Annotated in this window: 19 protein-coding genes; 13 read left to right on the forward strand and 6 right to left on the reverse strand. The window is 69.6% G+C overall.

Annotation, left to right across the window (positions count from 1 at the left end; all coding sequences use genetic code 11):
- Positions 1-8: 8 nt before the first annotated feature.
- Together BLO63_RS13200 and BLO63_RS13205 are read right to left on the reverse strand one after the other, a co-directional pair.
- On the reverse strand, positions 9-494 hold the full coding sequence (locus tag BLO63_RS13200) for a tripartite tricarboxylate transporter TctB family protein (RefSeq protein WP_091441295.1): 486 nt from the start codon (positions 492-494) through the stop codon (positions 9-11).
- Positions 495-581: 87 nt separating this feature from the next.
- Complete coding sequence (locus tag BLO63_RS13205; RefSeq protein WP_091441298.1) at positions 582-1,547, reverse strand: Bug family tripartite tricarboxylate transporter substrate binding protein; 966 nt, start codon at positions 1,545-1,547, stop codon at positions 582-584.
- Between the two features lie 226 nt (positions 1,548-1,773).
- On the opposite strand from BLO63_RS13205, the gene gor reads away from it, so the two are divergent.
- The 4 genes from gor to BLO63_RS13225 all read left to right on the forward strand — a co-directional run bounded on the left by gor (position 1,774) and on the right by BLO63_RS13225 (position 6,841).
- A complete protein-coding gene (gene gor / locus BLO63_RS13210; RefSeq protein ID WP_091441301.1) occupies positions 1,774-3,180 on the forward strand; it encodes a glutathione-disulfide reductase in 1,407 nt (468 codons plus the stop codon).
- Between the two features lie 355 nt (positions 3,181-3,535).
- Entirely contained in the window at positions 3,536-4,921 is a 1,386-nt protein-coding gene (locus BLO63_RS13215; RefSeq protein ID WP_091441303.1) for a class II 3-deoxy-7-phosphoheptulonate synthase, read from the forward strand.
- A 126-nt stretch (positions 4,922-5,047) separates the two neighbouring features.
- The gene (locus tag BLO63_RS13220) at positions 5,048-5,833 is read left to right on the forward strand and encodes an alpha/beta hydrolase (protein ID WP_091441305.1); all 786 of its coding nucleotides are present in this window, start codon (positions 5,048-5,050) and stop codon (positions 5,831-5,833) included.
- A 189-nt stretch (positions 5,834-6,022) separates the two neighbouring features.
- Complete coding sequence (locus tag BLO63_RS13225; protein WP_091441307.1) at positions 6,023-6,841, forward strand: alpha/beta hydrolase; 819 nt, start codon at positions 6,023-6,025, stop codon at positions 6,839-6,841.
- Positions 6,842-6,887: 46 nt separating this feature from the next.
- Here the strand turns inward: BLO63_RS13225 and BLO63_RS13230 are convergent, their stop codons facing one another.
- A complete protein-coding gene (locus BLO63_RS13230) occupies positions 6,888-7,901 on the reverse strand; it encodes a zinc-binding alcohol dehydrogenase family protein (RefSeq protein WP_091441310.1) in 1,014 nt (337 codons plus the stop codon).
- Positions 7,902-8,088: 187 nt separating this feature from the next.
- Here BLO63_RS13230 and BLO63_RS13235 point away from each other — a divergent pair, with 187 nt between their 5' ends.
- The 4 genes from BLO63_RS13235 (at position 8,089) to BLO63_RS13250 (ending at position 13,724) form a co-directional block, all read left to right on the forward strand.
- Complete coding sequence (locus tag BLO63_RS13235; protein WP_091441311.1) at positions 8,089-8,439, forward strand: winged helix-turn-helix transcriptional regulator; 351 nt, start codon at positions 8,089-8,091, stop codon at positions 8,437-8,439.
- Between the two features lie 112 nt (positions 8,440-8,551).
- Positions 8,552-10,552, forward strand: coding sequence for a rhamnan synthesis F family protein (locus BLO63_RS13240; RefSeq protein ID WP_091441314.1), 2,001 nt, complete (start codon positions 8,552-8,554; stop codon positions 10,550-10,552).
- Between the two features lie 59 nt (positions 10,553-10,611).
- Entirely contained in the window at positions 10,612-11,997 is a 1,386-nt protein-coding gene (locus BLO63_RS13245) for a nitrilase-related carbon-nitrogen hydrolase (RefSeq protein ID WP_244517862.1), read from the forward strand.
- A gap of 362 nt (positions 11,998-12,359) precedes the next feature.
- Positions 12,360-13,724, forward strand: a complete 1,365-nt coding sequence (locus BLO63_RS13250) for a glutamate--tRNA ligase (protein ID WP_091441318.1) — start codon at positions 12,360-12,362, stop codon at positions 13,722-13,724.
- Positions 13,725-13,851: 127 nt separating this feature from the next.
- Here BLO63_RS13250 and BLO63_RS13255 read toward each other — a convergent pair whose 3' ends face one another.
- Positions 13,852-14,871: a DUF2865 domain-containing protein gene (locus BLO63_RS13255; RefSeq protein WP_091441320.1), complete on the reverse strand. Its 1,020-nt coding sequence runs from the start codon at positions 14,869-14,871 to the stop codon at positions 13,852-13,854.
- A 221-nt stretch (positions 14,872-15,092) separates the two neighbouring features.
- Between BLO63_RS13255 and BLO63_RS13260 the strand changes: the two genes are divergently transcribed.
- Entirely contained in the window at positions 15,093-15,629 is a 537-nt protein-coding gene (locus tag BLO63_RS13260; protein WP_091441323.1) for a CreA family protein, read from the forward strand.
- 67 nt (positions 15,630-15,696) lie between these two features.
- Here BLO63_RS13260 and BLO63_RS13265 read toward each other — a convergent pair whose 3' ends face one another.
- Positions 15,697-16,026, reverse strand: a complete 330-nt coding sequence (locus tag BLO63_RS13265) for a hypothetical protein (RefSeq protein WP_091441326.1) — start codon at positions 16,024-16,026, stop codon at positions 15,697-15,699.
- Between the two features lie 295 nt (positions 16,027-16,321).
- Here BLO63_RS13265 and cysS point away from each other — a divergent pair, with 295 nt between their 5' ends.
- Together cysS and BLO63_RS13275 are read left to right on the forward strand one after the other, a co-directional pair.
- Complete coding sequence (cysS, locus tag BLO63_RS13270) at positions 16,322-17,716, forward strand: cysteine--tRNA ligase (RefSeq protein ID WP_091441328.1); 1,395 nt, start codon at positions 16,322-16,324, stop codon at positions 17,714-17,716.
- Positions 17,698-18,222 carry a GNAT family N-acetyltransferase gene (locus tag BLO63_RS13275; RefSeq protein ID WP_091441330.1) on the forward strand — a complete coding sequence of 175 codons (525 nt, stop codon included), beginning with the start codon at positions 17,698-17,700 and terminating at the stop codon, positions 18,220-18,222. The genes cysS and BLO63_RS13275 overlap by 19 nt, the downstream gene beginning before the upstream one ends.
- Before the next feature lie 174 nt (positions 18,223-18,396).
- On the opposite strand, the gene BLO63_RS13280 is transcribed toward BLO63_RS13275, so the two are convergent.
- Positions 18,397-19,008, reverse strand: a complete 612-nt coding sequence (locus BLO63_RS13280) for an LOG family protein (RefSeq protein ID WP_483073322.1) — start codon at positions 19,006-19,008, stop codon at positions 18,397-18,399.
- Between the two features lie 173 nt (positions 19,009-19,181).
- Here BLO63_RS13280 and BLO63_RS13285 point away from each other — a divergent pair, with 173 nt between their 5' ends.
- Together BLO63_RS13285 and BLO63_RS13290 are read left to right on the forward strand one after the other, a co-directional pair.
- Positions 19,182-19,565 carry an ArsR/SmtB family transcription factor gene (locus BLO63_RS13285; RefSeq protein ID WP_091441336.1) on the forward strand — a complete coding sequence of 128 codons (384 nt, stop codon included), beginning with the start codon at positions 19,182-19,184 and terminating at the stop codon, positions 19,563-19,565.
- Between the two features lie 97 nt (positions 19,566-19,662).
- Entirely contained in the window at positions 19,663-21,591 is a 1,929-nt protein-coding gene (locus BLO63_RS13290; protein WP_091441338.1) for an ABCB family ABC transporter ATP-binding protein/permease, read from the forward strand.
- The last annotated feature ends 2 nt before the right edge of the window (positions 21,592-21,593 follow it).

Raw genomic sequence — 21,593 nt, forward strand, 5'->3', positions numbered from 1 at the left:
GTGCGTCCTCAGATCAGCCGTTCGAGCGGGCCGGCCGGCAGCGCCAGCTGCAGCCCCTTGGCGAACACCGCATAAATGACGAAGCACATCAACGCCCCGGCGAGGAAATGCCCCCAAAGCGGGCCGCGCCCAAAACCCTTGGCGGTGGCGGCGAACAGCCAGCCGGTGGCGATGGCGAAGCCGGCACCGAAGGCCAGCAGCACGATCTGGCCGATCAGCCCGCCCAGCACCCAGGCCATCGGGCCGATCTCGTCGCGCGGGCGATCCTGCGCCCCCTCGCGGACCGCCTCGACCGCGTTGGCCAGCGCCAGCAGGGCCAGGCCGGCGGAAATGACCGCGGGAAAAGCCTCCGGGCCGACGGCCGAATAGGTGTTGATCCCGGACAGCCGCCACGCATCCCAGCCGACCACGAGCGACAGGATGGCGAGGGCGAAGGCGATGACGAAGCGGCCCTTGTCGGGGCCGGTGGTGGAGGCGGGGGTGGAATCGCTCATCGGCGGGGCTCCGGGGTGTCGGAACGAAAGACACCCCCGCGGCGGGCCGCGAGGGAGTCCCGGTTCGGTCGGATAGGGCGGCCCCCCTTACTGGGCGAGGCCGATATCCTTCAGGATGGTCTGGGTGGCGGCGATGTCCTTGGCCAGCTGGGCGTCGAACGCGTCGCCGGAAAGGTAGGTGTTGGCCCAGCCCTTCTGCGCCAGCATGTCGGTCCATGCCTTGGACTTCACCATCTTCTCGATGGTCTGGCTGAGTTCCTGCTTCTGCTCCGGGGTGATGCCCGGGGCGGCGGCGATCATGCGCCAGTTCTGGATTTCCACATCGACGCCGGCTTCCTTGAAGGTCGGCACATCGGGGGCTTCCGGCAGGCGGGTGGGGCTGGACACGCCGAGGATCCGCAGCTTGCCGGCCTTGGCCTGCGCGTCATATTCCGACAGGCTGGAAATGCCGACCGTGACCTTTCCGCCGAGCAGCGAGGCGAGCGATTCGCCGCCGCCGGAGAAGGCGATGTAGTTCACCTTGCGCGGATCGACGCCGATCGCCTTGGTGAACAGTCCGGCGGTGATGTGATCGGTGCCACCGGCCGAGCCGCCGGCCCAGGACACTTTCTGCGGGTCCGCCTTCAGCGCCACGACCAGATCGGCCAGCGACTTCAGCGGCGAGGCGGCCGGCACGGCGATGGCCTCATACTCGCCGGTGAGGCGGGCAATCGGCGTCACCATGGACAGGTTGACCGGCGACTTGTTGGTGATGATGGCGCCGACCATGACATAGCCGCCGACGATCATCACATTGGGATCGCCCTTGCTGGAATTGACGAACTGGGCGAGGCCGATGGTGCCGCCGGCGCCGGGCACGTTCAGCACCTGCACATTGCCGACCAGCTTGTCGGACTGCAGCACATGCTGGATCGAGCGGGCCGTCTGGTCCCAGCCGCCGCCGGGCGCGGCCGGGGCGATGATCTTCAGTTCGTTGATGTCGGCATAGGCCGCCCCGAGCGGTGCGACGGCGACGGCGGCGGCGAGCAGCGCCCCGCTGACGAGATGCTTCATGGTTTCCTCCAAGGAACGGGGCGACGGCACGTTGACGCTGGCCGCCGCTTGCACGCGGTAAGCGAAGCTAAAGCCGCAGGCCCCCCGCTGTCGAGTTCGCCGGAAGGATGAGCGCTGATTGCGCCGGTATTGGCCGGCCGGATTCGCAGGCCAGCCATGCGGGCGCTTGACGGGCGCGCCTCGGGGGGCGACATGCCACGCACAAGCGCAGCGCGGAGAGCCCTATATGGACCAGTTCGACGTCGACCTGTTCGTCATCGGTGGCGGCTCGGGAGGCGTGCGCGCCGCCCGCATCGCGGCGGGCCATGGGGCCAAGGTGATGCTGGCGGAGGAGTACCGGCTCGGCGGCACCTGCGTGATCCGCGGCTGCGTGCCCAAGAAGCTGTTCGTCTATGCCGCCCGCTTCGCCCATGAGTTCGAGGACGCCGCCGGCTTCGGCTGGAGCGTGGAGAATGTCCGGTTCGACTGGGCAACGCTGGTCGCCAACAAGGACAAGGAAATCGCCCGGCTGGAAGGCGCCTACCGCGCCAATCTCAACCGTGCCGGCGTCGAGATCGTCGCCCAGCGGGCCTCCCTTGAGGGGCCGCACGCGGTGCGCCTGGCCGATGGCACGAAGGTGACGGCGCGCACCATCCTCATCGCCACCGGCGGGCGCCCCAATCGCGGGCTCGACTTTCCCGGCTGCGAGCTCGGCATCTCCTCGAACGAGATCTTCCATCTCGAACGCTTCCCCGCGCGCATCCTCATTCAGGGCGCGGGCTATATCGCGCTGGAATTCGCCAGCCTGCTGGCCGGGCTCGGGGCGAAGGTCACGGTCATTCATCGCGGCGACAAGCTGCTGCGCGGCTTCGACGAGGATATCCGCGCCCGCATCGTCGACGAGATGGCGCAGAACGGGGTGGAGTTCGCCTTCAACGTCACCATCGAGGGCATCTATCAGGAGGGCAGCGAGAAGCGCGTGCGGCTGAATGACGGGCGCGACCTCTATGCCGACGAGGTGATGCTGGCCATCGGCCGGGTGCCGAACACGATCGGGCTCGGCCTCGACACGGTGGAGGTGCATCTCGACGAGGCCGGCGCCATCGCGGTGGATGGGCTCTCGCGCACCAACATCCCCTCCATCTATGCGGTGGGCGACGTGACCAACCGGGTGAACCTGACCCCGGTCGCCATCCGCGAGGGCCACGCCTTCGCCGACACGGTGTTCGGCAAGCGGCCCTGGCATGTGAGCTATGACAACATCCCGACCGCCGTGTTCACCGAGCCGGAGATCGGCACGGTGGGGCTGACCGAGCAGGAGGCGCGGGCGCAGGGCCGGCGGCTCGACATCTACCAGACCGATTTCCGCCCGCTGAAGGCGACGCTCTCGGGCCGCACCTCGCGGGTGTTCATGAAGATCGTCGTCGACCAGGCCGACGACCGGGTGCTCGGTGTCCACCTCATCGGCGAGGGCTCGGGCGAAATGGTGCAGATGGCGGCGATCGCGATGAATGTCGGCGCCACCAAGGCCGATTTCGACCGCACCATGGCGCTGCACCCCTCCAGCGCCGAGGAACTGGTGACGCTGCGTTCCAAGCACACCACCAGCGACCCGCTGCCCGAAGCCTCCACCGAGGCGACGCCGGCGCTTTAGGGCGGGGCTCCTGTACCTCACCGCCCCTCATCCCCGGGCTTGACCCGGGGACCCAGCCACGATGCCGGGTGGCGCGACGTCCGGGTGGCCGGGTCAAGCCCGGCCATGAGGGAAGGGAGTTTATGTCGCCGCGAAGCCGGGGACTAAGCAGGGTGCTGGCCCGCCTCCTTCGAGGTCCGGCCGCTGGCCGGGCCCCTCGGGAGGACGGTGTACGGGGAGGGGCGGCGCAAGGGCGCGCACGGCATCCCTGACCTTGCGGCGGTGCACTGGCGCGGCGGGGATGCTTGGGTGTATAAGGCCCGCCTTTCCGCCGGGGAGGAGCCCCGGCGACGTGTTGAGCTTGTTGGAGGCCGTCATGTCTGATCGCTGGACGCCGGATAGCTGGAGGGCCTTGCCCGTTCAGCAGGTGCCGGATTATCCGGACGCCGCAGCTCTGGCTGCGGTGGAGCGTCAGCTGGCCTCGTTTCCGCCGCTGGTTTTCGCCGGTGAAGCGCGCCGCCTGAAGCGCGAGCTGGCCAAGGTGGCGAAGGGCGAGGCCTTCCTGCTGCAGGGCGGCGACTGCGCCGAGAGCTTCGCCGAGCATTCGGCCGACAACATCCGCGATTTCTTCCGCGTCTTCCTGCAGATGGCGGTGGTGCTGACCTATGCCGGCGCCTCGCCGGTGGTGAAGGTCGGGCGCATTGCCGGCCAGTTCGCCAAGCCGCGCTCGGCGCCGATGGAGACCGTCGACGGGGTGGAGCTGCCCTCCTATCGCGGCGACATCGTCAACGACATCGAGTTCACGCCCGAAGCGCGCATTCCCGATCCGCGCCGCCAGATCGAGGCCTACCGCCAGTCGGCGGCCACGCTGAACCTGCTGCGGGCCTTCGCCAATGGCGGCTATGCCAGCCTCGGCAACGCGCATCAGTGGATGCTCGGCTTCATCAAGGACAGCCCGCAGTCCGGCCGCTACCAGGCGCTGGCCGACCGCATCACCGAGGCGCTCGACTTCATGCGCGCCATCGGCCTCGACGCGGAAAGCCACCCGGAGATGCGCTCGACCGAGTTCTTCACCTCGCATGAGGCGCTGCTGCTCGGCTATGAGCAGGCGCTGACGCGGGTGGATTCGACCACGGGCGACTGGTACGCCACCTCCGGCCACATGATCTGGATCGGCGATCGCACCCGCCAGGCCGACCACGCGCATATGGAATATTGCCGTGGGGTGAAGAACCCGCTCGGCCTGAAGTGCGGCCCGTCGCTGAAGCCGGATGACCTGATCCGCCTGATCGACACGCTGAACCCCCAGAACGAGGCCGGCCGCCTCACCCTGATCGCCCGCTTCGGCGCCGACAAGGTGGGCGACCACCTGCCCGCACTGGTCCGCGCGGTGAAGCGCGAGGGCCGCACCGTGGTGTGGTCGTGCGACCCGATGCACGGCAACACCATCAAGGCGGCGTCCGGCTACAAGACCCGGCCTTTCGACCAGATCCTCAAGGAGGTGAAGGACTTCTTCGCCGTCCACGCGGCCGAGGGCACCTTCGCCGGCGGCGTGCATCTGGAGATGACCGGCAAGAACGTCACTGAATGCACCGGCGGCGCCCGTGCCATCACCGATGCCGACCTCAAGGACCGCTACCACACCTATTGCGACCCGCGCCTCAACGCCGAGCAGGCCATCGAGATGGCCTTCCTCGTCGCCGAACTGCTGAAGCAGGAGCGCTCGGGCCGGGTGCGCCCGGTGATCGAAGCCGCCGAGTGAGGCCGGTTGCCGGCGCGGCCCTGAGGGGTCGGGCCGCGCTGGACGGAATGAGACACCGCGGCTCCCAGGGTCGCGGTGTTTTCATGTGGGTGGTTCCACCTCGGGTGTTTTCATAAGGGGGACGGCGTGCCGCAGCTTGAGACCGGACGTCATGTCCTGCTTGAGACGGAGAATGTGCGCGTGGTCCGGACCGAGGGCACCCGCACCGATGTGGTCTTCGTCACCTTCGAGCCGCATGTGCTCAACAAGGATCCGCAGCGGCAGGCCTTCGCCGAGAAATTCCTGCGCGACAACGGCTTTCCCGCCTACCATTTCTTCGCCAACGACAATTTCTGGTTCCAGTACCCCGAAATGGAGGAGGTGCTGGCCAAGGTGCGGGCCGACATCGCCCCCGGGGTGGAGGTGGTCGCCTATGCCGTCAGCATGGGGGCCTATGCCGCCATCCGCTTCGCCGGCCGGCTCGGCGTGGCGCGCATCCTCGCCTTCTCGCCGCAATACAGCATCGACCCGAAGGTGGTGCCGTGGGACCGGCGGTGGGACGGGCTGTTCGACCGCCCGCGCCAGATCCTGTGGGAGCACCTGATGGTGCCGCGTGGCGTGCCGGTCTACCTGTTCTACGACCCGCACAACCGCGACCGCCGGCATGTGCGGGTCTATGCCCGCGAGGCCGATGTGGTGCGGGTGCGCGTGCCCTATGCCGGCCATGGCTCGATCACCGTGCTGATGCAGACGGGGCTGCTGGGACAGGCGGTGCTGGACGTGGGCGAGAACCGCTTCGACGCCGCCGGCTTCCAGCGGCAACTGGCCACCCGCCTCGACGGCTCGGCGCTCTACCGCGACAAGCGCGCCCGCAAGCGCAGTCGCCTGTTCCGCCGGATCATTGCCGATATCGTCGACCGCTTCGGGATCTGACGCCCGCCTGACGCGGCATCCGGGGGTATCCGGGCGATGGGCCGCATTTGAGCCGCACGCATTTCAGCCGCCCGCATTTCAGCAGCACTTGCGCAATCTTCGGAAATTGTGATTGTCCGGTGACGACCGCTCTGGCTAGTTTGCCCTTCGCAGGGAAGGTCGCCCACCGGCGGCCAGCGGGGCAGTGTCGTGCGTCAGGTCATCTTTGAGAGCGAGAACCTAACGGTCGTCAAGGTTCCGGGCGAGTGCGACGACACGGTTTTCGTGACCTTCGAATCGATGCGGGCGGACTGGCCGGTGGGCCGGAAGGGCTTCGGCGAGGACTTTTTCGCCAAGCGCGGGCGCACCGCCTATCATTTCATGCCCTCGGGAAATTGCTGGTATCAATACCCGGAAATGCCCGAGGCGCTGGCCCGCGTGCGCGCCGATATCGCTGAGGGCGCGCGCGTCATCACCTATGGCATGAGCATGGGCGGCTATGCCGCCTACCGTTTTTCCGCGCCGCTCGGCGCCGACCTGGTGATCGCCTTCTCGCCGCAATACAGCATCGACCGCTGGCGCGTGTGGTGGGAGCGGCGCTGGGGCTCGCAGAGCCGCTCGGTGCTGTGGGACCGCCAGATGCCGAGCGAGGGCGCGGTCAAGTACATCTTCTACGATCCGCTGAACCTGGACCGCCGCCATATCCGCGCGCTGCGGCGGGAGGCGCCGCTCGAGCTGGTGCGGATCTATTTCAGCGGCCACGCCTCCATCGCCTATGTCCAGGAATGCGGCCTGCTCGACAGCGCCGTGCTCGACATCGCCGAGGGCCGCTTTGACGCGGCGCGGTTCGAGCGGCGCATCTGGCAGCGCCGGCTGGTTTCGGCCACCTATGCCAAGATTCGGCAGCGCAAGCGCACCGGCCTGTTTCGCCGCCTGCGCTACCGGGTCATCGAGCACCTGCTCGAACGCCGGCTCGGTACGGGCGGCGCGCCCGACGCGGCGGGGCTGACGCCCGACCGCGCCGTCTGACCGCGACGCGCCCGGGCGCCCCCCCGGGGCGCGTGGTCCTGGCGCGTCAGTCCCAGCCTTCCAGCACGATCTTGCCGATGGTGGCGCCGCTCTCGAGCGCGGCGTGGGCGCGCCTGAGGTTGGCGGCGCTGATGGTGCCGAGGGGAGTGCCCGCCGTGGGGAGCAGCGTGCCCGCGTCGACGAGGCGCGAGACCTCCTCCAGGATCTCATGCTGGCGGATCATGTCGGGGGTCTGGAACAGCGATCGGGTGAACATCAGTTCCCAGTGCAGCGACAGGCTTTTGCCCTTCAGCGGCAGGGCGTCGAGGCTGGCCGGGTCGTCGATGATGGCGATGCGGCCCTGCGGCTTCGCGGCCTTGACGATTTCGGCCCAGTGCCGGTCGGTGTGGGTGAGCGCATAGGTGTAGTCGACCAGCCCGAGCCCGGCGGCGTCCAGCTCGGCGGCGAGCGGGCGGGAATGGTCGATGACGGCATGGGCGCCCAGGCGCTCCACCCAGGCGCGGCTCTCCGGCCGGGAGGCGGTGCCGATGACGGTGAGGCCGGTCAACTGGCGGGCCAGCTGCACCACCATGGAGCCGACACCGCCGGCCGCGCCGACCACCAGCAGGCTGGCGCCGTCGCCGCCCTCCCTCGGCACCCCGAGCCGGTCGAACAGGCCTTCCCAGGCGGTGAGCGAGGTGAGCGGCAGGGCGGCGGCCTGCGCAAAGCCGAGCGAGGCCGGCTTGTGGCCGACGAGGCGCTCGTCGACGAGGTGCAGCTCGGCATTGGTGCCGGGGCGGTTGAGATCGCCGGCATAGAATACCGCGTCGCCCGGCTGGAACAGCGAGGCCTCGGCGCCCACCGCCTCGACCACGCCGGCGGCGTCCCAGCCGAGGATGACAGGCGCGCCCTCGGCTCCCGCGCGGCGCATCCGCACCTTGGTATCGACCGGATTGACCGAGACGGCCTTCACCCGCACCAGCAGGTCGCGCGGGCCGGGCGTCGGCGCGGCGGTCTCGAAATCGAACAGTGCCCGCTCCTCGCCGATGGGAAGCGACGTGATATAGCCGATGGCCTTCATGACAAATCTCCCGCGCCGCGCCCGAGGGCGCGCGCCGTGGTGGTGTTGATGTTTCTCTCCCAGATGTCGCGATGCGTGCGCCGAGCGCAAGAACGCACGAGATTGTCGGCTGCTATCGAAAATGTAACGCCCTTTCCCCCGCGCCCCGGACACCCTAGATTCCGCGCGCCCGAAGCGGAGACAGGCGATGGCGAGGCGGCATCAGGATTATGCGTGCGGCGAGGGCTGCCCGGTCGAGGCGGCGCTGGAGATCATCGGCGCCAAATGGAAGGGCGGCATCGTCTATCACCTGCTCGCCGGCGAAACACGATTCAGCGAGCTGGGCCGGCGCATGCCGAACGTGACTGCCCGCATTCTCGCCAAGGCGCTGCGCGAGCTGGAGGCGGATGGGGTGATCGCCCGCACCGTCTACCCCACCATTCCCCCTCAGGTCGGCTACCGGCTGACCGAGGAGGGCGAGCGCCTGCGCCCCGCCATCCTCGAACTGCACCGCTGGGGAAGCCGGCCGCGCGGGGTGTTCGACATCGCGGCGGAGTGACTTTGCGCGGCGGGGCTCTGGCCTTCGCCGGCCGGCCTCATTAGAACGCCGGGAGCGCTGCGCCTCGGCGAAGCGCGCTGCACGATCTTCCGCATCGGTCCGCCGGAGTGTCATGACCCGTCCCGAGTCGTCCCTGCCGGAGCAGGCATCGCCGGCAACCGAATGCCCGGCCACGGAGCACCCGGCCACGAACGGCCCGGGCAAGCGCGCGCGCTATTACCTGCCTCGGCAGCGCAGCCGGCTGCGCCGCTGGATCACGGCGCAGAGCCAGAAGACCGGGCGCCGTCTCGGCCGGCTGCTGTTCGACAGCGAGGGGCGCCCGCGCGTGTTCCTGCGCTCGCTGCTGTTCGATGCCTATCAGCGCCCGCGCCCCGGGCTGGAGGGCGTGATCTTCAAGGAGCCCGGCCGCCCCCGGCGCCCCTTCGCCAACTGGCTGACGGGTTCGGACGCGACGCTGCCGCCGCTGGTCGCCGACCTGCCGTTTCCGTCGCCATCGGCGGGGCGCCGCTCGGTGTTCGTGGTGATCGAGAACAGCGCCGCTCCGGCCGCGCCGCTGCTGCGCCTGCTCGCCCGCGACCACGCAGTGGTGGTGCTGGTGCTCGATGGCGAGCGGGGGGACGACGCGGCGCTGGTCGCTGACGGGGTTGCGGTTGTGCCGGTCGAGGTCGCCCGCGCCCGCGCGCCGCGCGCGGTGCTGCTCGACGCGCTGGCCTTCCGCGCCCACGCCGACCGGCCGCTCTTCGCCGTCACGGTGGGGCTGGCCACGATCGACGCCGCCGACGCGCTGGAGCAGCGCAACATTCCCGTCGTCGCCGTCATCGGCGAGGGCGATGCCGACCCGGCGCGGCGCGAGACGCTCGGCCCGGCGCTGGAACTGGCGCTGGAGCGGGCCAGCGCCCTGGTCTTTCCCACGCCGGCGGCGCGCGAGGCGGCGCTGGCGGCCAATCCGCGCTTTGCCGCCCGCCGCCGGCTGGTGGCGGTGGAGGCGCCGCTGGCGGCGGGCGCGGCGGGTGTGCGCGCCATCGGCCGCGAGATCGGCGAGGAACTGGACGGCGAGCTTGCCCTCGTGCTGGCCACCGAGCCGGAACGGCTGGAAATACTCGACATCCCGCGCGAGAACGACCCGCCCGGCGACTTCACCGTGGCGCAGAAGCTGGAGCGGCTGATCGCCGACTGGCGGCGCAAGGCGCTGCTGAAGCGCCACCCCAACCGGCCGCCGTTGCGCCGGCCCTATTCCGGTTTTCACCCGCTGATCTATGCCGAGCACCATCCGGTGGCCTGCTTCGACCAGCGGCGCTACCCGCTGTCGCACTGGATCGAGCGGGGGCGCCCGCCGGGGCCGTGGGCGATGCCGGTGTTCGGGCCGCTGCCGGGGCCGCGCGCGAGCCGGCTGACGAGCGCGCTGCACGGGCACTTCTTCTATCCCGACCTGCTGCCGGAACTCCTTGACCGCCTGATGGTCAATGCCTCGCGCCCGGACCTCTTCCTGACAACGGACACGCCAGCCAAGGCGGACGAGCTGCGGGCGGTGACGGCGGGCTATGCCAGCGCGGTGCAGATCGACGTCGTGCCCAATCTCGGCCGTGACATCGGCCCGTTCCTGACCGGGCTGCACGAGGCGCTGACCGGGGGGCGCTATGAGGTGTTTTTCCATGTCCACGGCAAGAAGACCAAGGGGCGGCGCCGCGCCATCGGCGATCCCTGGCGCCAGTTTCTGTGGGAGAACCTGATCGGCGGCGCGCATCCCATGCTCGACACCGTGCTTGCCCGTCTGGAGGCCAGCCCGGAGGTCGGCCTAATCCATCCGGAGGACTCGCACCTGGTCAACTGGGCGCGCAATGTCCGCATCGTCCAGGAACTGCGCGAGGACCTGAAGCTGACCGAGCCGCTCGGCGGCTATGTCGATTTTCCCGTCGGCAATATGTTCGCCATCCGTCCGGCGGCGATGCGGTCCTATCTGGCGCTCGGACTGGCGTGGGAGGATTACCCGGCCGAGCCGATACCGGACGACGGAACGCTCATGCACGGGCTGGAGCGGCTGCTGCCGATGGCCGTACGGCAGGCCGGCTTCAGCACGGTCGCCGTGCGGGTGCCCGGCACCGACTGGGACTGAATGCGGACCGGCCCGGCCACGATTGCCGGTGCCGGCGGGGAAAAGGCAACGTCGCGTCCATGTCCACCACGCCCATGTCCACCACGCCCATATCGAGTACGCCCGCCGACCAGCTCCTGATCGCCTTCGCCCAGCTCAACCCGGTGGCGGGCGACATTGCCGGCAATGTCCGGCGTGTGCGCGAGGCGCGGGCGCTGGCGGGCGGGCAGGGGGCGGAGCTTGTCGTCTTCACCGAGCTCTTTCTCACCGGCTATCCCTCCGAAGAGCTGGTGCTGACACCAGCTTTTCAGGGGGCGTGCCGGCGGGCGGTGGAAGACCTGGCCGCCGAGACCGCCGATGGCGGCCCGGCGCTGCTTCTCGGCGCGCCCTGGGTCGAGGGCGGCGCCCTCTACAATGCCGCGCTGCTGCTCGATGGCGGCGCGGTGGCGGGCGTGCGGTTCAAGGTCGAGCTGCCCAGTCATGGCGTGTTCGCCCCCGGCCCGATGCCGGGCCCGATGGCCTTTCGCGGCGTGCGGCTTGGCGTGCCGGTGTGCGAGGATATCGCGTCGCCTGACGTGATCGAGTGCCTGATGGAGACCGGGGCGGAAATCCTGCTGGTCCCCAACGGCTCGCCCTATCGCCGCGACGTCCATGACGAGCGGCTGAACCTTGCCGTGGCGCGGGTGGTCGAGAGCGGGCTGCCGCTCGCCTATGTCAACGCGGTCGGCGGGCAGGGCGAGCGGGTGTTCGACGGCGGCTCGTTCGTGCTCAACGCCGACCGCTCGCTGGCGGTGCAACTGCCCAACTTCCAGGAGCGTGTGCGCCTGACCCGCTGGGAGCGCTGGGCCGTTGGCTGGCGCTGCGAGGAGGGCGCCCGCGCGCCGCTGCTGGCCGGCGACGAGGCGGATTATGCCGCCTGCGTGCTCCGCCTGCGCGACGATGTCGAGACGAACGGCTTTCCCGGCGTGGTGCTCGGCCTGTCCGGCGGCCTCGATTCGGCGCTGGCGGCGGTGCTGGCGGTGGATGCGCTGGGCCCGGCGCGGGTGCACCTGGTGGCGCTGCCCACGGACGAGCGCGCGCCGGAGGGGTGTGCCGAGGCGGCGACCCTCGCCGGGGCGCTGGGCGTGCGGTGCGATTGCGTCTCTATCGACCCGGCGGTGCAGGCGATGGAGACGCTGCTGTCGCCGCTCGCCGGCCCTGCCGATTCTGCCGAGGACACGCTGGCGTCGGACATGCGCGGCGCGCTGCTGACGGCGCTGTCCGTTCGGCTCGGCGCGCGGCTGGTGACGCCCGGCGACGCTCTGGCGAACCTCGACGCCGCGCAGCGGCGCGCTCTTGCCGCGCTGCGCAACCGCTGGAAGCCGGCCGGGGCGCTCGGCCCCGACGGCGCGGTGATCCCCGCGCGCTTGCTCGCGGAGGGGGATGCCCCCGAGCGGGCCGGGGCGGACGGCCTGCCGACCGCCTGATCGTGAGGCGATCTCGGCGGGGAGGACCGCTCCCGCTCATCCCGCCAGATGACGGGGCAGCGCGGTCCAGAGTGGCGCCCCCCGCGAAGGCGACCACGCTGACAATCAGCGTCGAGGAGGCGAGGTCGACATAGGTCTGTTCGCCCCCGGCGATGACGATGCCGGAGAACCCCGGCGGCAGCGCGGCGAGCAGAACCACCTCTTCGAGATGGGTGGGGCGGGCCCCCGTCAACAGCGCCGGAATGACGTTCACCACCAGCGCGACGATGACGACGCCGAGCGGGGCCGTGCCGCCTAGAGCTGTGGGCGCATGTGTGGCGCCGGCGCTTGCTCCGATGGGGCGTCCTCGGCGATAAGACGGCATGTCCGACATTGCCCCCGACGCCCCGCCCGTCCTGCGTTTCGCGCCTTCGCCCACCGGCCTGCTGCATGTCGGCAATGCCCGGACGGCGCTCTACAACGCGCTGTTCGCGCGGCAATGGGGCGGCACGTTCATCCTGCGCTATGACGACACCGACACCGCGCGCTCGACCGCTGAATTCGCCGACGCCATCGCGCAGGATGTCGCCTGGCTTGGCCTCGCGCCGGACCGGGTGGAGCACCAGTCACGACGGCTCGTCCGCTATGACGAGGCGGTGGCGCGGCTCAAGGCGCTCGGCCGGCTCTACCCCGCCTTCGAGAGCGAGGACGAGCTGGAGGCCAAGCGCCAGTCCCGCCGCCGGCGCGGCCTGCCGCCGGTCTATGACCGCGCGGCGCTGAAGCTCACCGACGCGGCCCGCGCGGCGCTGGAGGCCGAGGGCCGCCGGCCGCACTGGCGCTTCCGCCTCGACGGGCGGCAGGTGGTGTGGGACGACCTGGTGCGCGGCCGGCAGGGCGTCGACACCGCCACGCTGTCCGATCCCGTGCTGGTGCGCGAGGACGGCTCCTATCTCTACACGCTGACCTCGGTGGTCGACGATATCGATATGGGCGTGACCCATGTCGTGCGCGGCGAGGACCACGTCACCAATACCGGCGTGCAGATCGAGATCATCGAGGCGCTGGGCGGCTTCGTGCCCCGCTTCGGGCACCATAATCTCCTCGTGCTGCCGAGCGGGGAGGGGCTGTCCAAGCGGCTCGGCCATCTCTCGCTGCGGGCGCTGCGCGAGGAGGGCGAGGAGGCGCTGGCCGTGGCGTCGCTGGCCGTGCTGACCGGCACCTCGCTGGCGGTGGAGCCGTCAGCCTCGCTGGAAGCGCTGGCGGCGAAGATCGACTTCGCGAAGATTTCCCGCGCCCCGGCGCGCTTCGACCCGGCCGAGCTTTCCGCCCTGACCGCCGCGACGCTGCACCATCTGCCGTTCGAGGCCGTGGCCGATCGGCTGGCGGCGCTCGGTGTCGGCGGCTCTGAGGGCTTCTGGCTCGCGGTGCGCGGCAATCTCGCCCGGCTTGGCGAGGCCGCCGACTGGTGGCGCGTGGTCGAGGGACCGCTTGAGCCAGTGACGGCGGCGGAAGATGCGGCGTTCCTCGCGCAGGCGGCGGCGCTGCTGCCGGAGGGCGAGTGGGACCAAGAGGTCTATCCGCGCTGGATCTCGGCGCTGAAGCCGGCGAGCGGGCGCGCGGGCCGGGCGCTGTTCCATCCCCTGCGCCTCGCGCTCACGGGCTGCGAGAGCGGACCGGAAATGAAGGCGCTGCTGCCGCTGATCGGCCGCGACAGGGCGGCCGCGCGGCTACGGGGCGAGCGGGCGTAGGCACATAGGGCCGTTCAGGTTCCGGCTGTCATCCCGGCCGCCGCTTCGCGGAGAGCCGGGATCGCGTGCCGATCGGGGCGACGATCCCGAATCGGCCTTTGGCCGTGCGGGATGACGGGCGCGCAGATCAGGGCTTCTTGGTCGCCGCCGGAGTGGCCGGGCGCGGCTGCGCCATTTCGCGCGAGGCGTCCTCGGTGACGACGATGTCGCCCTTGCGCAAGGTGGGGTCTTCCTGGCCGGAAAGCGCCTGTGCCCAGCTCATGCCGCTGGGGCGGCAGGTGCAGGCGGCGACAAATTCCTTCTTGAACAGCAGCGCGGTGGGCAGCGACATATAGGGCTGGCCGTTGATGCCGACCGCCTGGTTGATGTCCTCGCCCGGGTTACGATAGGCGAACAGCCGCGCCTCGGTGCCCGGGCACTGGCGCTGGCACTGCGCCTCGTCCGAGCCGAACTTGGCCGGGGTGGCGGCGAAGGAGACGGGGAAGAAGAAGCCGTCGCAGGTGCGCACGCACACGGTGCGATAGGTCGACACCTTCGGCATTTCCAGCGGCTGCACGTCCAGCGGGCCGGTTTCGTCCGCCGGCACGCCGAACAGCTGCTCGATGAAATTGCGCGGGCGGCGGTTCTGGTTGCCATAACCCCCGCCGCCGCCCTGGCCGAGCGCGGCCTGATATTGGGGGCCGCAATTGTTCTGGGCGAGGGCGTAGATCAGCTGCCGGCGCTGCTCATTATTGCCGCTCTGCTGGCCGCGCGCCTGCATCATGGTGCGGTCGAGATTCGAGCGGGCCTGGGTGAGGCGGCGGTTGAGCGATTCGCACTGCGGCGGCAGCTGCGGCTGGAAGATGAGGAAGCCGCGCTTGTCGCAGCCGAGCTGGCGCACCTGGGCGGAAAGGTTGGCGATGTCCTGCTGCTGCCGGGCGATGGCGGCGCCGAGATCGGGCTGTCCGCCCTGGCCCCTGTCGAGCCCGGCAAGCTGGCCCTCGAGCCGGATGCAGGTGGAGCGGTCGCCGCCTTCATAGCCGCCGCCATCATACCCCCCGCCGACGCTGCCGGGCGGATAGGCCTGCGCGTGCGCAAGGCCCGCCGGAGCGAGGAGCGCCGCGGCGATGAGGAGGCGGGCGGCGAAGCGGTGGCGGCGGAATGTCATCAAGGGAGACTGCAATCGCGATGGCGGACGGAAGCGGGTGTGCCGGAATCGGGTGAAGGCCGCAATGAGCACGGCAAGCTTGTCGAAAGTTTGAACCCGCTTTCCCCGCCCGATGCAAGCGGGCCGATGCCGGCGAGCCGCGCAGTGTGGGACATGCCGGGCGTTGCGCCCGGGGCCGGCCGCCCCATATGCGGGACGTTCCGATCGGAGTTCACATCCGCATGATCCGCGCCCCCCGCGTCCCCGCCTTTCGCTCTCTCGCCCTTGCCGCCCTCGCGCTGGCCGCCGGCCTCGCCGTCGGCCCGGTCCACGCGCAGGAGCCGGACCTCATCTTCCGCAAGTCGACGGTGTGGAAATTCCTCACCCCCGACGACAAGCTCGCGACCTATGGCATCGACGATCCCGTCGTCGACGGCGTCGCCTGCCATTACACCGTGCCCGAGCGGGGCGGGGTGAAGGGCATGCTGGGGGTGGCCGAGGAGGTCTCGGACATTTCCATCGCCTGCCGGCAGATCGGCCCGATCAGCTTCAAGAGCAAGTTCGAGCAGGGCGATGTGGTCTATCGCGAGAGCCGCTCGCTGATCTTCAAGAAGATGCAGATCGTGCGCGGCTGCGACGCCAAGCGCAACGTGCTGGTCTATCTGGTCTATTCCGACAAGCTCATCGAGGGCAGCCCGAAGAACTCGACCTCGACCGTGCCGGTCATGCCCTGGGGCGCGACCAATGAGGCGCCGAAATGCGGCGACTATCTCAAGTGAGGTCGGCCCTGCGCGCCGGCTGAGCGCGCAAGCCTTCTGTGCGCGCAGGCGTTCGGCGCGCAGGCGTTCAGCGCGCGCAGGTGATGGCGACGGAGTTCTGGCAGGCGCTGCCCTCGCAGGCGGCGGTGCGGACCGGGGCGGTGCCCGCGAGGCCCGCCGGCGCATCCGAGCGTGCCGGGCCGAAGCTGGTGGCGCGGGTGAAGTCATGCACCCGGCACCACGCATCCGCCATCGCCTGGCCGCAGGGCGCGCCGGAAGCGATGCAGGTGTCGATGCCATAGCCGTCGGAGAGGTCGACGCTGAAGATGGCGGTGTTCTCGTCGGCCATGGCGAGACCGGGCGCGAGCGCCAGGGCGACAGCGAGAAGAGTCAGGCGCAGGCGCGGCATCGCGTTCATGGTTGGTGCGTTCTTTGGTGGCGACAAGGTGGCGGCAGGACAACGTGAATGTGGCGAAAAGGTTTGAACCGACCCTTAAAATTTTCGTCCCGCCGTCATCGTGGCGGCGAGATAGCCGCACCTCCCGCACCCGTCAACTGTCCCTGATACACGGGCGGTGCGGACGCCCGTTGTTGCCGCGCCTTCGGTGTTGTCTGCGGGCTTATCCCGGCCTCGGCTTGACGCGGCCGGCCAAACGGACGACAGACGCGGCGCCGCGTTTCACCTGACGCGGCAGGATCCGGAAGGCACAGATATGTCGGGCACCAACGCGCAGGCGCTTCCCGAGCTCAAGCTCTACAACACGCTCACCCGGTCGAAGGAGGTTTTCACCCCCCTCGATGCCGCGAAGGTGCGGATGTATGTGTGCGGCCCGACGGTCTACGACTTCGCCCATATCGGCAATGCGCGCCCGGTGATCGTGTTCGATCTGCTGTACCGGCTGCTGCGCCATCTCTATGGCGCCGACCACGTCAAATATGTGCGCAACATCACCGACGTGGACGACAAGATCAACGCGCGCGCCGCAGCGGAGCATCCCGGCCTCGACCTCAACGAGGCGATCGCCAAGGTGACGTTCACCACCGAGGCGCAGTTCCACGACGATCTCGAAGCGCTGGGCGTGCTGCACCCCGATGTCGAGCCGCGCGCCACCGAGCACATCGCCGAGATGCGCCAGTTGATCGAAAAGCTGGTCGCCTCCGGCCATGCCTATGTCGCCGAGGACCATGTGCTGTTCTCGGTGCCCTCAATGCCCGATTACGGCAAGCTCTCCAACCGGCCGCTGGACGACATGCTGGCCGGCGCCCGGGTCGATGTTGCGCCCTACAAGAAGGACGCGATGGACTTCGTGCTGTGGAAGCCCTCCAAGCCCGGCGAGCCGGGCTGGCCCTCGCCGGCGGGCATCGCGGCCCCCGGGCGGCCGGGCTGGCACATCGAGTGCTCCGCCATGAGCTGGAAGCACCTGGGCGAGACCTTTGACATTCATGGCGGCGGCATCGACCTCGTTTTTCCCCACCATGAGAACGAGGTGGCGCAGTCACGCTGCGCCTTCCACTCCGGGCTGATGGCCAAGGTGTGGATGCATAACGGCTTCCTGCAGGTGGAAGGCGAGAAGATGTCGAAATCGCTCGGCAACTTCATCACCATCCGCCAGCTGCTGGCCGACTGGCCCGGCCCGGTGCTGCGGCTCAACATGCTGAAGACCCATTACCGCCAGCCCATCGACTGGACGGTGAAGGGGCTGGAGGAGAGCGCCAAGACGCTGGAGCAGTGGTTCGACGCCGCCGCCCCCGACGCCTATCCGCGCCCGGCGCCGGCGGTGCTGGAGGCGCTGGCCGACGACCTCAACACGCCCAAGGCGATCGCTGAGATGCACGCGCTGCGCGACCATGCCGGCAAGAAGGCGCTGGCGGGCACGCTCGCCTTCTTCGGCTTCGAGCCCGGCCCGCTGGAAGCCTGGGCCGCCGCGCGGGCGCCGGTGCTGACGATCCCGGCCGAGGAGGTCGAGGCCCGCATATCGGAGCGCATCGAGGCCCGCCGCAACCGCGACTGGGCCGCGTCCGACCGCATCCGCGACGAGCTGCTGGCGCTCGGCGTGGCGCTGAAGGACAACAAGGACGGCACCACCTCCTGGGAGCCGAAGCGGTGAGCGGCGCCAACCGGCCCCCCACGGCCGCGCTGCGCCCGGCATTGCCGGGCGACGTGCCGATGCTCGCCGCCATTGCCGAGGCGGCGATCCTTGAGCTGACCGAGGAGGATTATGATTCCGACCAGCGGGACGCCTGGGCGGCGGCGGCTTCCGACGAGGAGGCGCTGGCGGCCCGCCTGACCGACCAGCTGACCCTTGTCGCCACCCGCGACGGCGAGGTGGTGGGCTTCATCGCGCTGGCCGACAACCGCCTGATCGACATGCTGTATGTGCGGCCGGAAGCGGTCGGCGAGGGTGTGGCGTCTCTGCTCTATGACGCCATCGAGCGGCTGGCCGGCGCGCGCGGCGCCACGAGCCTGACGGTCGATGCCAGCGACACCGCGCTCGATTTCTTCAGCAAGCGCGGCTTTGCCCCCAAGCAGCGCAACACGCTCTCGCTGGGCGGGGTGTGGCTGGCCAACACGACGATGGAAAAGCCGCTGGCCGCGCCTGAGACGACGCATTAGCGACGGCAGGGGCGTCCATCGTCGCCATCCCTCGCGCCCCCGATTCGCCGGGCGCCTCGGGATGGCGTCGATTCATGGGACATTGCATCATGCTGTGACGCCGGTCGGAGGCCATCCCCACAGCAGGCAGGAAATTCTCCGCCTGACGCATGCGCGTGGATGGCTGCGTCCCGCTCACATCCGGTCGAGCACGCGCTCCTCGGCCTCGCCATGCAGGTCGGCCTCGCCGAGATGGGCGACTGCGGTGTGCAGCTTCGGCAGCACGGCGCGCACATTGTGCGCCACCAGCAGCTTCACCGGGCGGGCGATGTTGACGAAGCCGGTCGACTGCATGTGATCCAGCAGCGTCAGCAGCGGGTCCCAGAAATTGGCGACGTTGAGCACCATGACCGGCTTGGAATGCCGGTTGAGCTGGACCCAGGTGAGCTGCTCGATCAGTTCTTCCAGCGTGCCGATGCCGCCGGGCAGGGCGATGAAGGCGTCTGCCCGCTCGAACATCAGCCGCTTGCGCTCATGCATGTCGCGGGTGACGATCAGCTCATGGGCATGGTCGAAGGCCTGTTCCTTGCCGAGCAGGAAGTCGGGGATGATTCCCGTCACCTTGCCGCCCGCTTCCGCGCAGGCGCGTGCGGTGGCGCCCATCAGCCCCACGCCGCCGCCGCCATAGACGAGGCGTATGCCCTCGGCGGCGAGCAGACGCCCGAGCGCGATGGCGGTTTCGAGATAGACAGCATCGGCTCCGGTAGCCGCGCCGCAATAGACGCATATGCTCTTGATCTTTGTCATGGCTACCATGTTGCACCGCAGCACGGGTGGGTTCAAGCGCTCTGATCACCCTCACATGGCATTGCCCGCGCTCGGGTGCAAATGGCCCGGCGGGCCATCCGGTTCCACGGCCGCGCCCGACACGCGTCTCAGCAGGGGGCTGTCTTGAAATCATCGTCTATCGACGATAAACGATGGCGATGATTTCTGCCGATGCTGTTTCCGATGCCGCCAGCGACGCCGACGACCTGCTGGCCCTGCGCCTGCGGGCGCTGGCGCATCCGGCGCGGCTCGCCATTTTGCGGGCGCTGGCGCAGACGGAGCGCTGCCAGTGCGGGCAGATCGTGCGCGGGCTCACCCTCGCGCAGTCCACCGTCTCGCAGCACCTCAAGGTGCTGAAGGAGGCGGGGCTGATCACCGGCACCATCGAGGGCCCGCGCTCCTGCTACTGCCTCGACCGCGCGACGGTGGCCGCGCTGGCCGGCGATGTGCTGCCGCTGCTGGCGCTGCTGACGGCGGCGCCGGCGCAGGAGGGCGGCGCCGGCAACCCTGCTCCGCGTTCCGACGCACTGGTCTGAGCGCGCCCCGTCACCATCTGCGTGACGACGCCTTACGTATGAACGACGACATTATCCGGGCGCCCGCCGCCCGCGACTGAGAAGAACGGAAATTCGCATGTCCGCACCGCAAGGCCCCGCTAGCGCGCGCGCCTCTTCCGCCACCGAGATCAATCCGCGCGGCAGCCTTCTGGTCGCGCTCAAGGGGCTGTGGCCCTATCTCTGGCCGGCCGACCGGGCGGACCTGCGCACCCGCGTCGTCTGGGGGCTGCTGCTGCTGGTGCTGGCGAAGATCGCCACCATGTCCACGCCCTTCTTCTTCAAATGGGCGACGGACGCGGTGGCGGAAGGTGAGGGCGCGCGCATCTCCACCGACGCCATTGCCTGGCTTGTCGCCGGCCCGCTGATGCTGACGCTGGCCTATGGCGGCTCGCGCATCGTCATGGCCGGGCTGACGCAGTGGCGCGACGGCCTGTTCGCCAAGGTGGCGATCCATGCGGTGCGGCGCCTCGCGCTGGAAACCTTCCAGCACATGCACGCGCTCTCGCTGCGCTTTCACCTGGAGCGCAAGACCGGCGGCCTGACGCGGGTGCTGGAGCGCTCGCGCGAGGGCATCGAGACCATCGTGCGGATGCTGGTGCTGCATCTGGGGCCGACCATCCTCGAATTCGCCATGGTGATCGGCGTGCTGTTCTGGCAGTTCGACTGGCGCTATGTCGCGGCGACCATCGGCATGATCCTCGCCTACACGCTCTTCACCTTCGTGATGACCGAGTACCGCATGGGTATCCGCGCGGCGATGAACGAGAGCGACACCGACGCCAACGCCAAGGCGGTGGACAGCCTGCTCAACTATGAGACGGTGAAGTATTTCGGCGCCGAGAAGTGGGAATCCGAGCGCTATGACCGCTCGATGGCCCGCTATGAGCGCGCCACCGTCACCACCCACACCTCGCTGGCCTGGCTGAACGCCGGGCAGGCGGCAATCTTCACCCTCGGCCTCACCGCCGTCATGGCGCTGTGCGTGCTGGATATCCGCGCCGGGCGGCAGTCGGTCGGCTCCTTCGTCATGGTCAACGCCATGATGATCCAGCTCTATCAGCCGCTGAACTTCCTCGGCATGATCTATCGTGAGATCAAGCAGTCGCTGATCGACATCGAGGCGATGTTCACCATCCTCGCCCGCTCGCCGGAAATCCGCGACCGGCCCGGCGCGCCAGCGCTGGAGATGAAGGGCGGCACGGTGCGCTTCGAGGATGTGCGCTTTTCCTATGATCCCGAGCGGGAAATCCTCAAGGGCGTCAGCTTCGAGGTGCCGGCCGGGCGCACGGTGGCGATCGTCGGGCCGTCCGGGGCGGGCAAGTCGACCATTTCGCGGCTGCTCTACCGCTTCTACGACATCAGCGGCGGTCGCATCCTGGTCGACGGGCAGGATGTGCGGGACGTCTCGCAGGCGAGCCTGCGCGCCGCCATCGGCATGGTGCCGCAGGACACGGTGCTGTTCAACGACACGCTGGGCTACAACATCCGCTACGGCCGGGCCGGCGCCTCCGACGAGGAGGTGGCGCGTGCCGCCGAGCTGGCGCAGATCGACGGCTTCGTGCGCCGCACGGCCAAGGGCTATGCCACCGAGGTCGGCGAGCGCGGGCTGAAGCTCTCCGGCGGCGAGAAGCAGCGCGTCGCCATCGCCCGCACCATCCTCAAGGACCCGCCGATCCTCATCCTCGACGAGGCGACCTCGGCGCTGGACAGCCACACCGAGCGCGAGATCCAGGACGCGCTGGAGCGTGTCTCGCGCGGGCGCACGACGCTGGTCATCGCCCATCGCCTCTCCACCGTGGTCGGGGCGGACGAGATCATCGTGCTGCAGCACGGCCGCATCGCCGAGCGTGGCACCCATGGCGAGCTGATGGAGCGCGGTGGCCTCTACCATTCCATGTGGGAGCGCCAGCGCGAGGCCGAACGCGCCATCGAGACGCTGAAGGCCGCAGGCGAGGAGGAGGACGTGACGCCCTCCCTCGGCGCAGCGGATGCGGTCCCGGCCTGAGG

This window comes from Ancylobacter rudongensis, from assembly GCF_900100155.1.
In the GTDB taxonomy this organism is placed as follows: Bacteria; Pseudomonadota; Alphaproteobacteria; order Rhizobiales; family Xanthobacteraceae; genus Ancylobacter; species Ancylobacter rudongensis.

Coding starts and splice junctions, on each gene's coding strand:
- BLO63_RS13260 (WP_091441323.1), top strand. CDS start 15,093: ATGATCCGCGCCCCCCGCGTCCCCGCCTTTCGCTCTCTCGCCCTTGCC.
- BLO63_RS13265 (WP_091441326.1), bottom strand. CDS start 16,026: ATGAACGCGATGCCGCGCCTGCGCCTGACTCTTCTCGCTGTCGCCCTG.
- BLO63_RS13280 (WP_483073322.1), bottom strand. CDS start 19,008: ATGACAAAGATCAAGAGCATATGCGTCTATTGCGGCGCGGCTACCGGA.
- BLO63_RS13205 (WP_091441298.1), bottom strand. CDS start 1,547: ATGAAGCATCTCGTCAGCGGGGCGCTGCTCGCCGCCGCCGTCGCCGTC.
- BLO63_RS13240 (WP_091441314.1), top strand. CDS start 8,552: ATGACCCGTCCCGAGTCGTCCCTGCCGGAGCAGGCATCGCCGGCAACC.
- BLO63_RS13200 (WP_091441295.1), bottom strand. CDS start 494: ATGAGCGATTCCACCCCCGCCTCCACCACCGGCCCCGACAAGGGCCGC.
- BLO63_RS13255 (WP_091441320.1), bottom strand. CDS start 14,871: ATGACATTCCGCCGCCACCGCTTCGCCGCCCGCCTCCTCATCGCCGCG.
- cysS (WP_091441328.1), top strand. CDS start 16,322: ATGTCGGGCACCAACGCGCAGGCGCTTCCCGAGCTCAAGCTCTACAAC.
- BLO63_RS13230 (WP_091441310.1), bottom strand. CDS start 7,901: ATGAAGGCCATCGGCTATATCACGTCGCTTCCCATCGGCGAGGAGCGG.
- BLO63_RS13215 (WP_091441303.1), top strand. CDS start 3,536: ATGTCTGATCGCTGGACGCCGGATAGCTGGAGGGCCTTGCCCGTTCAG.
- BLO63_RS13235 (WP_091441311.1), top strand. CDS start 8,089: ATGGCGAGGCGGCATCAGGATTATGCGTGCGGCGAGGGCTGCCCGGTC.
- BLO63_RS13245 (WP_244517862.1), top strand. CDS start 10,612: ATGTCCACCACGCCCATGTCCACCACGCCCATATCGAGTACGCCCGCC.
- BLO63_RS13290 (WP_091441338.1), top strand. CDS start 19,663: ATGTCCGCACCGCAAGGCCCCGCTAGCGCGCGCGCCTCTTCCGCCACC.
- BLO63_RS13285 (WP_091441336.1), top strand. CDS start 19,182: ATGGCGATGATTTCTGCCGATGCTGTTTCCGATGCCGCCAGCGACGCC.
- BLO63_RS13250 (WP_091441318.1), top strand. CDS start 12,360: ATGTCCGACATTGCCCCCGACGCCCCGCCCGTCCTGCGTTTCGCGCCT.
- gor (WP_091441301.1), top strand. CDS start 1,774: ATGGACCAGTTCGACGTCGACCTGTTCGTCATCGGTGGCGGCTCGGGA.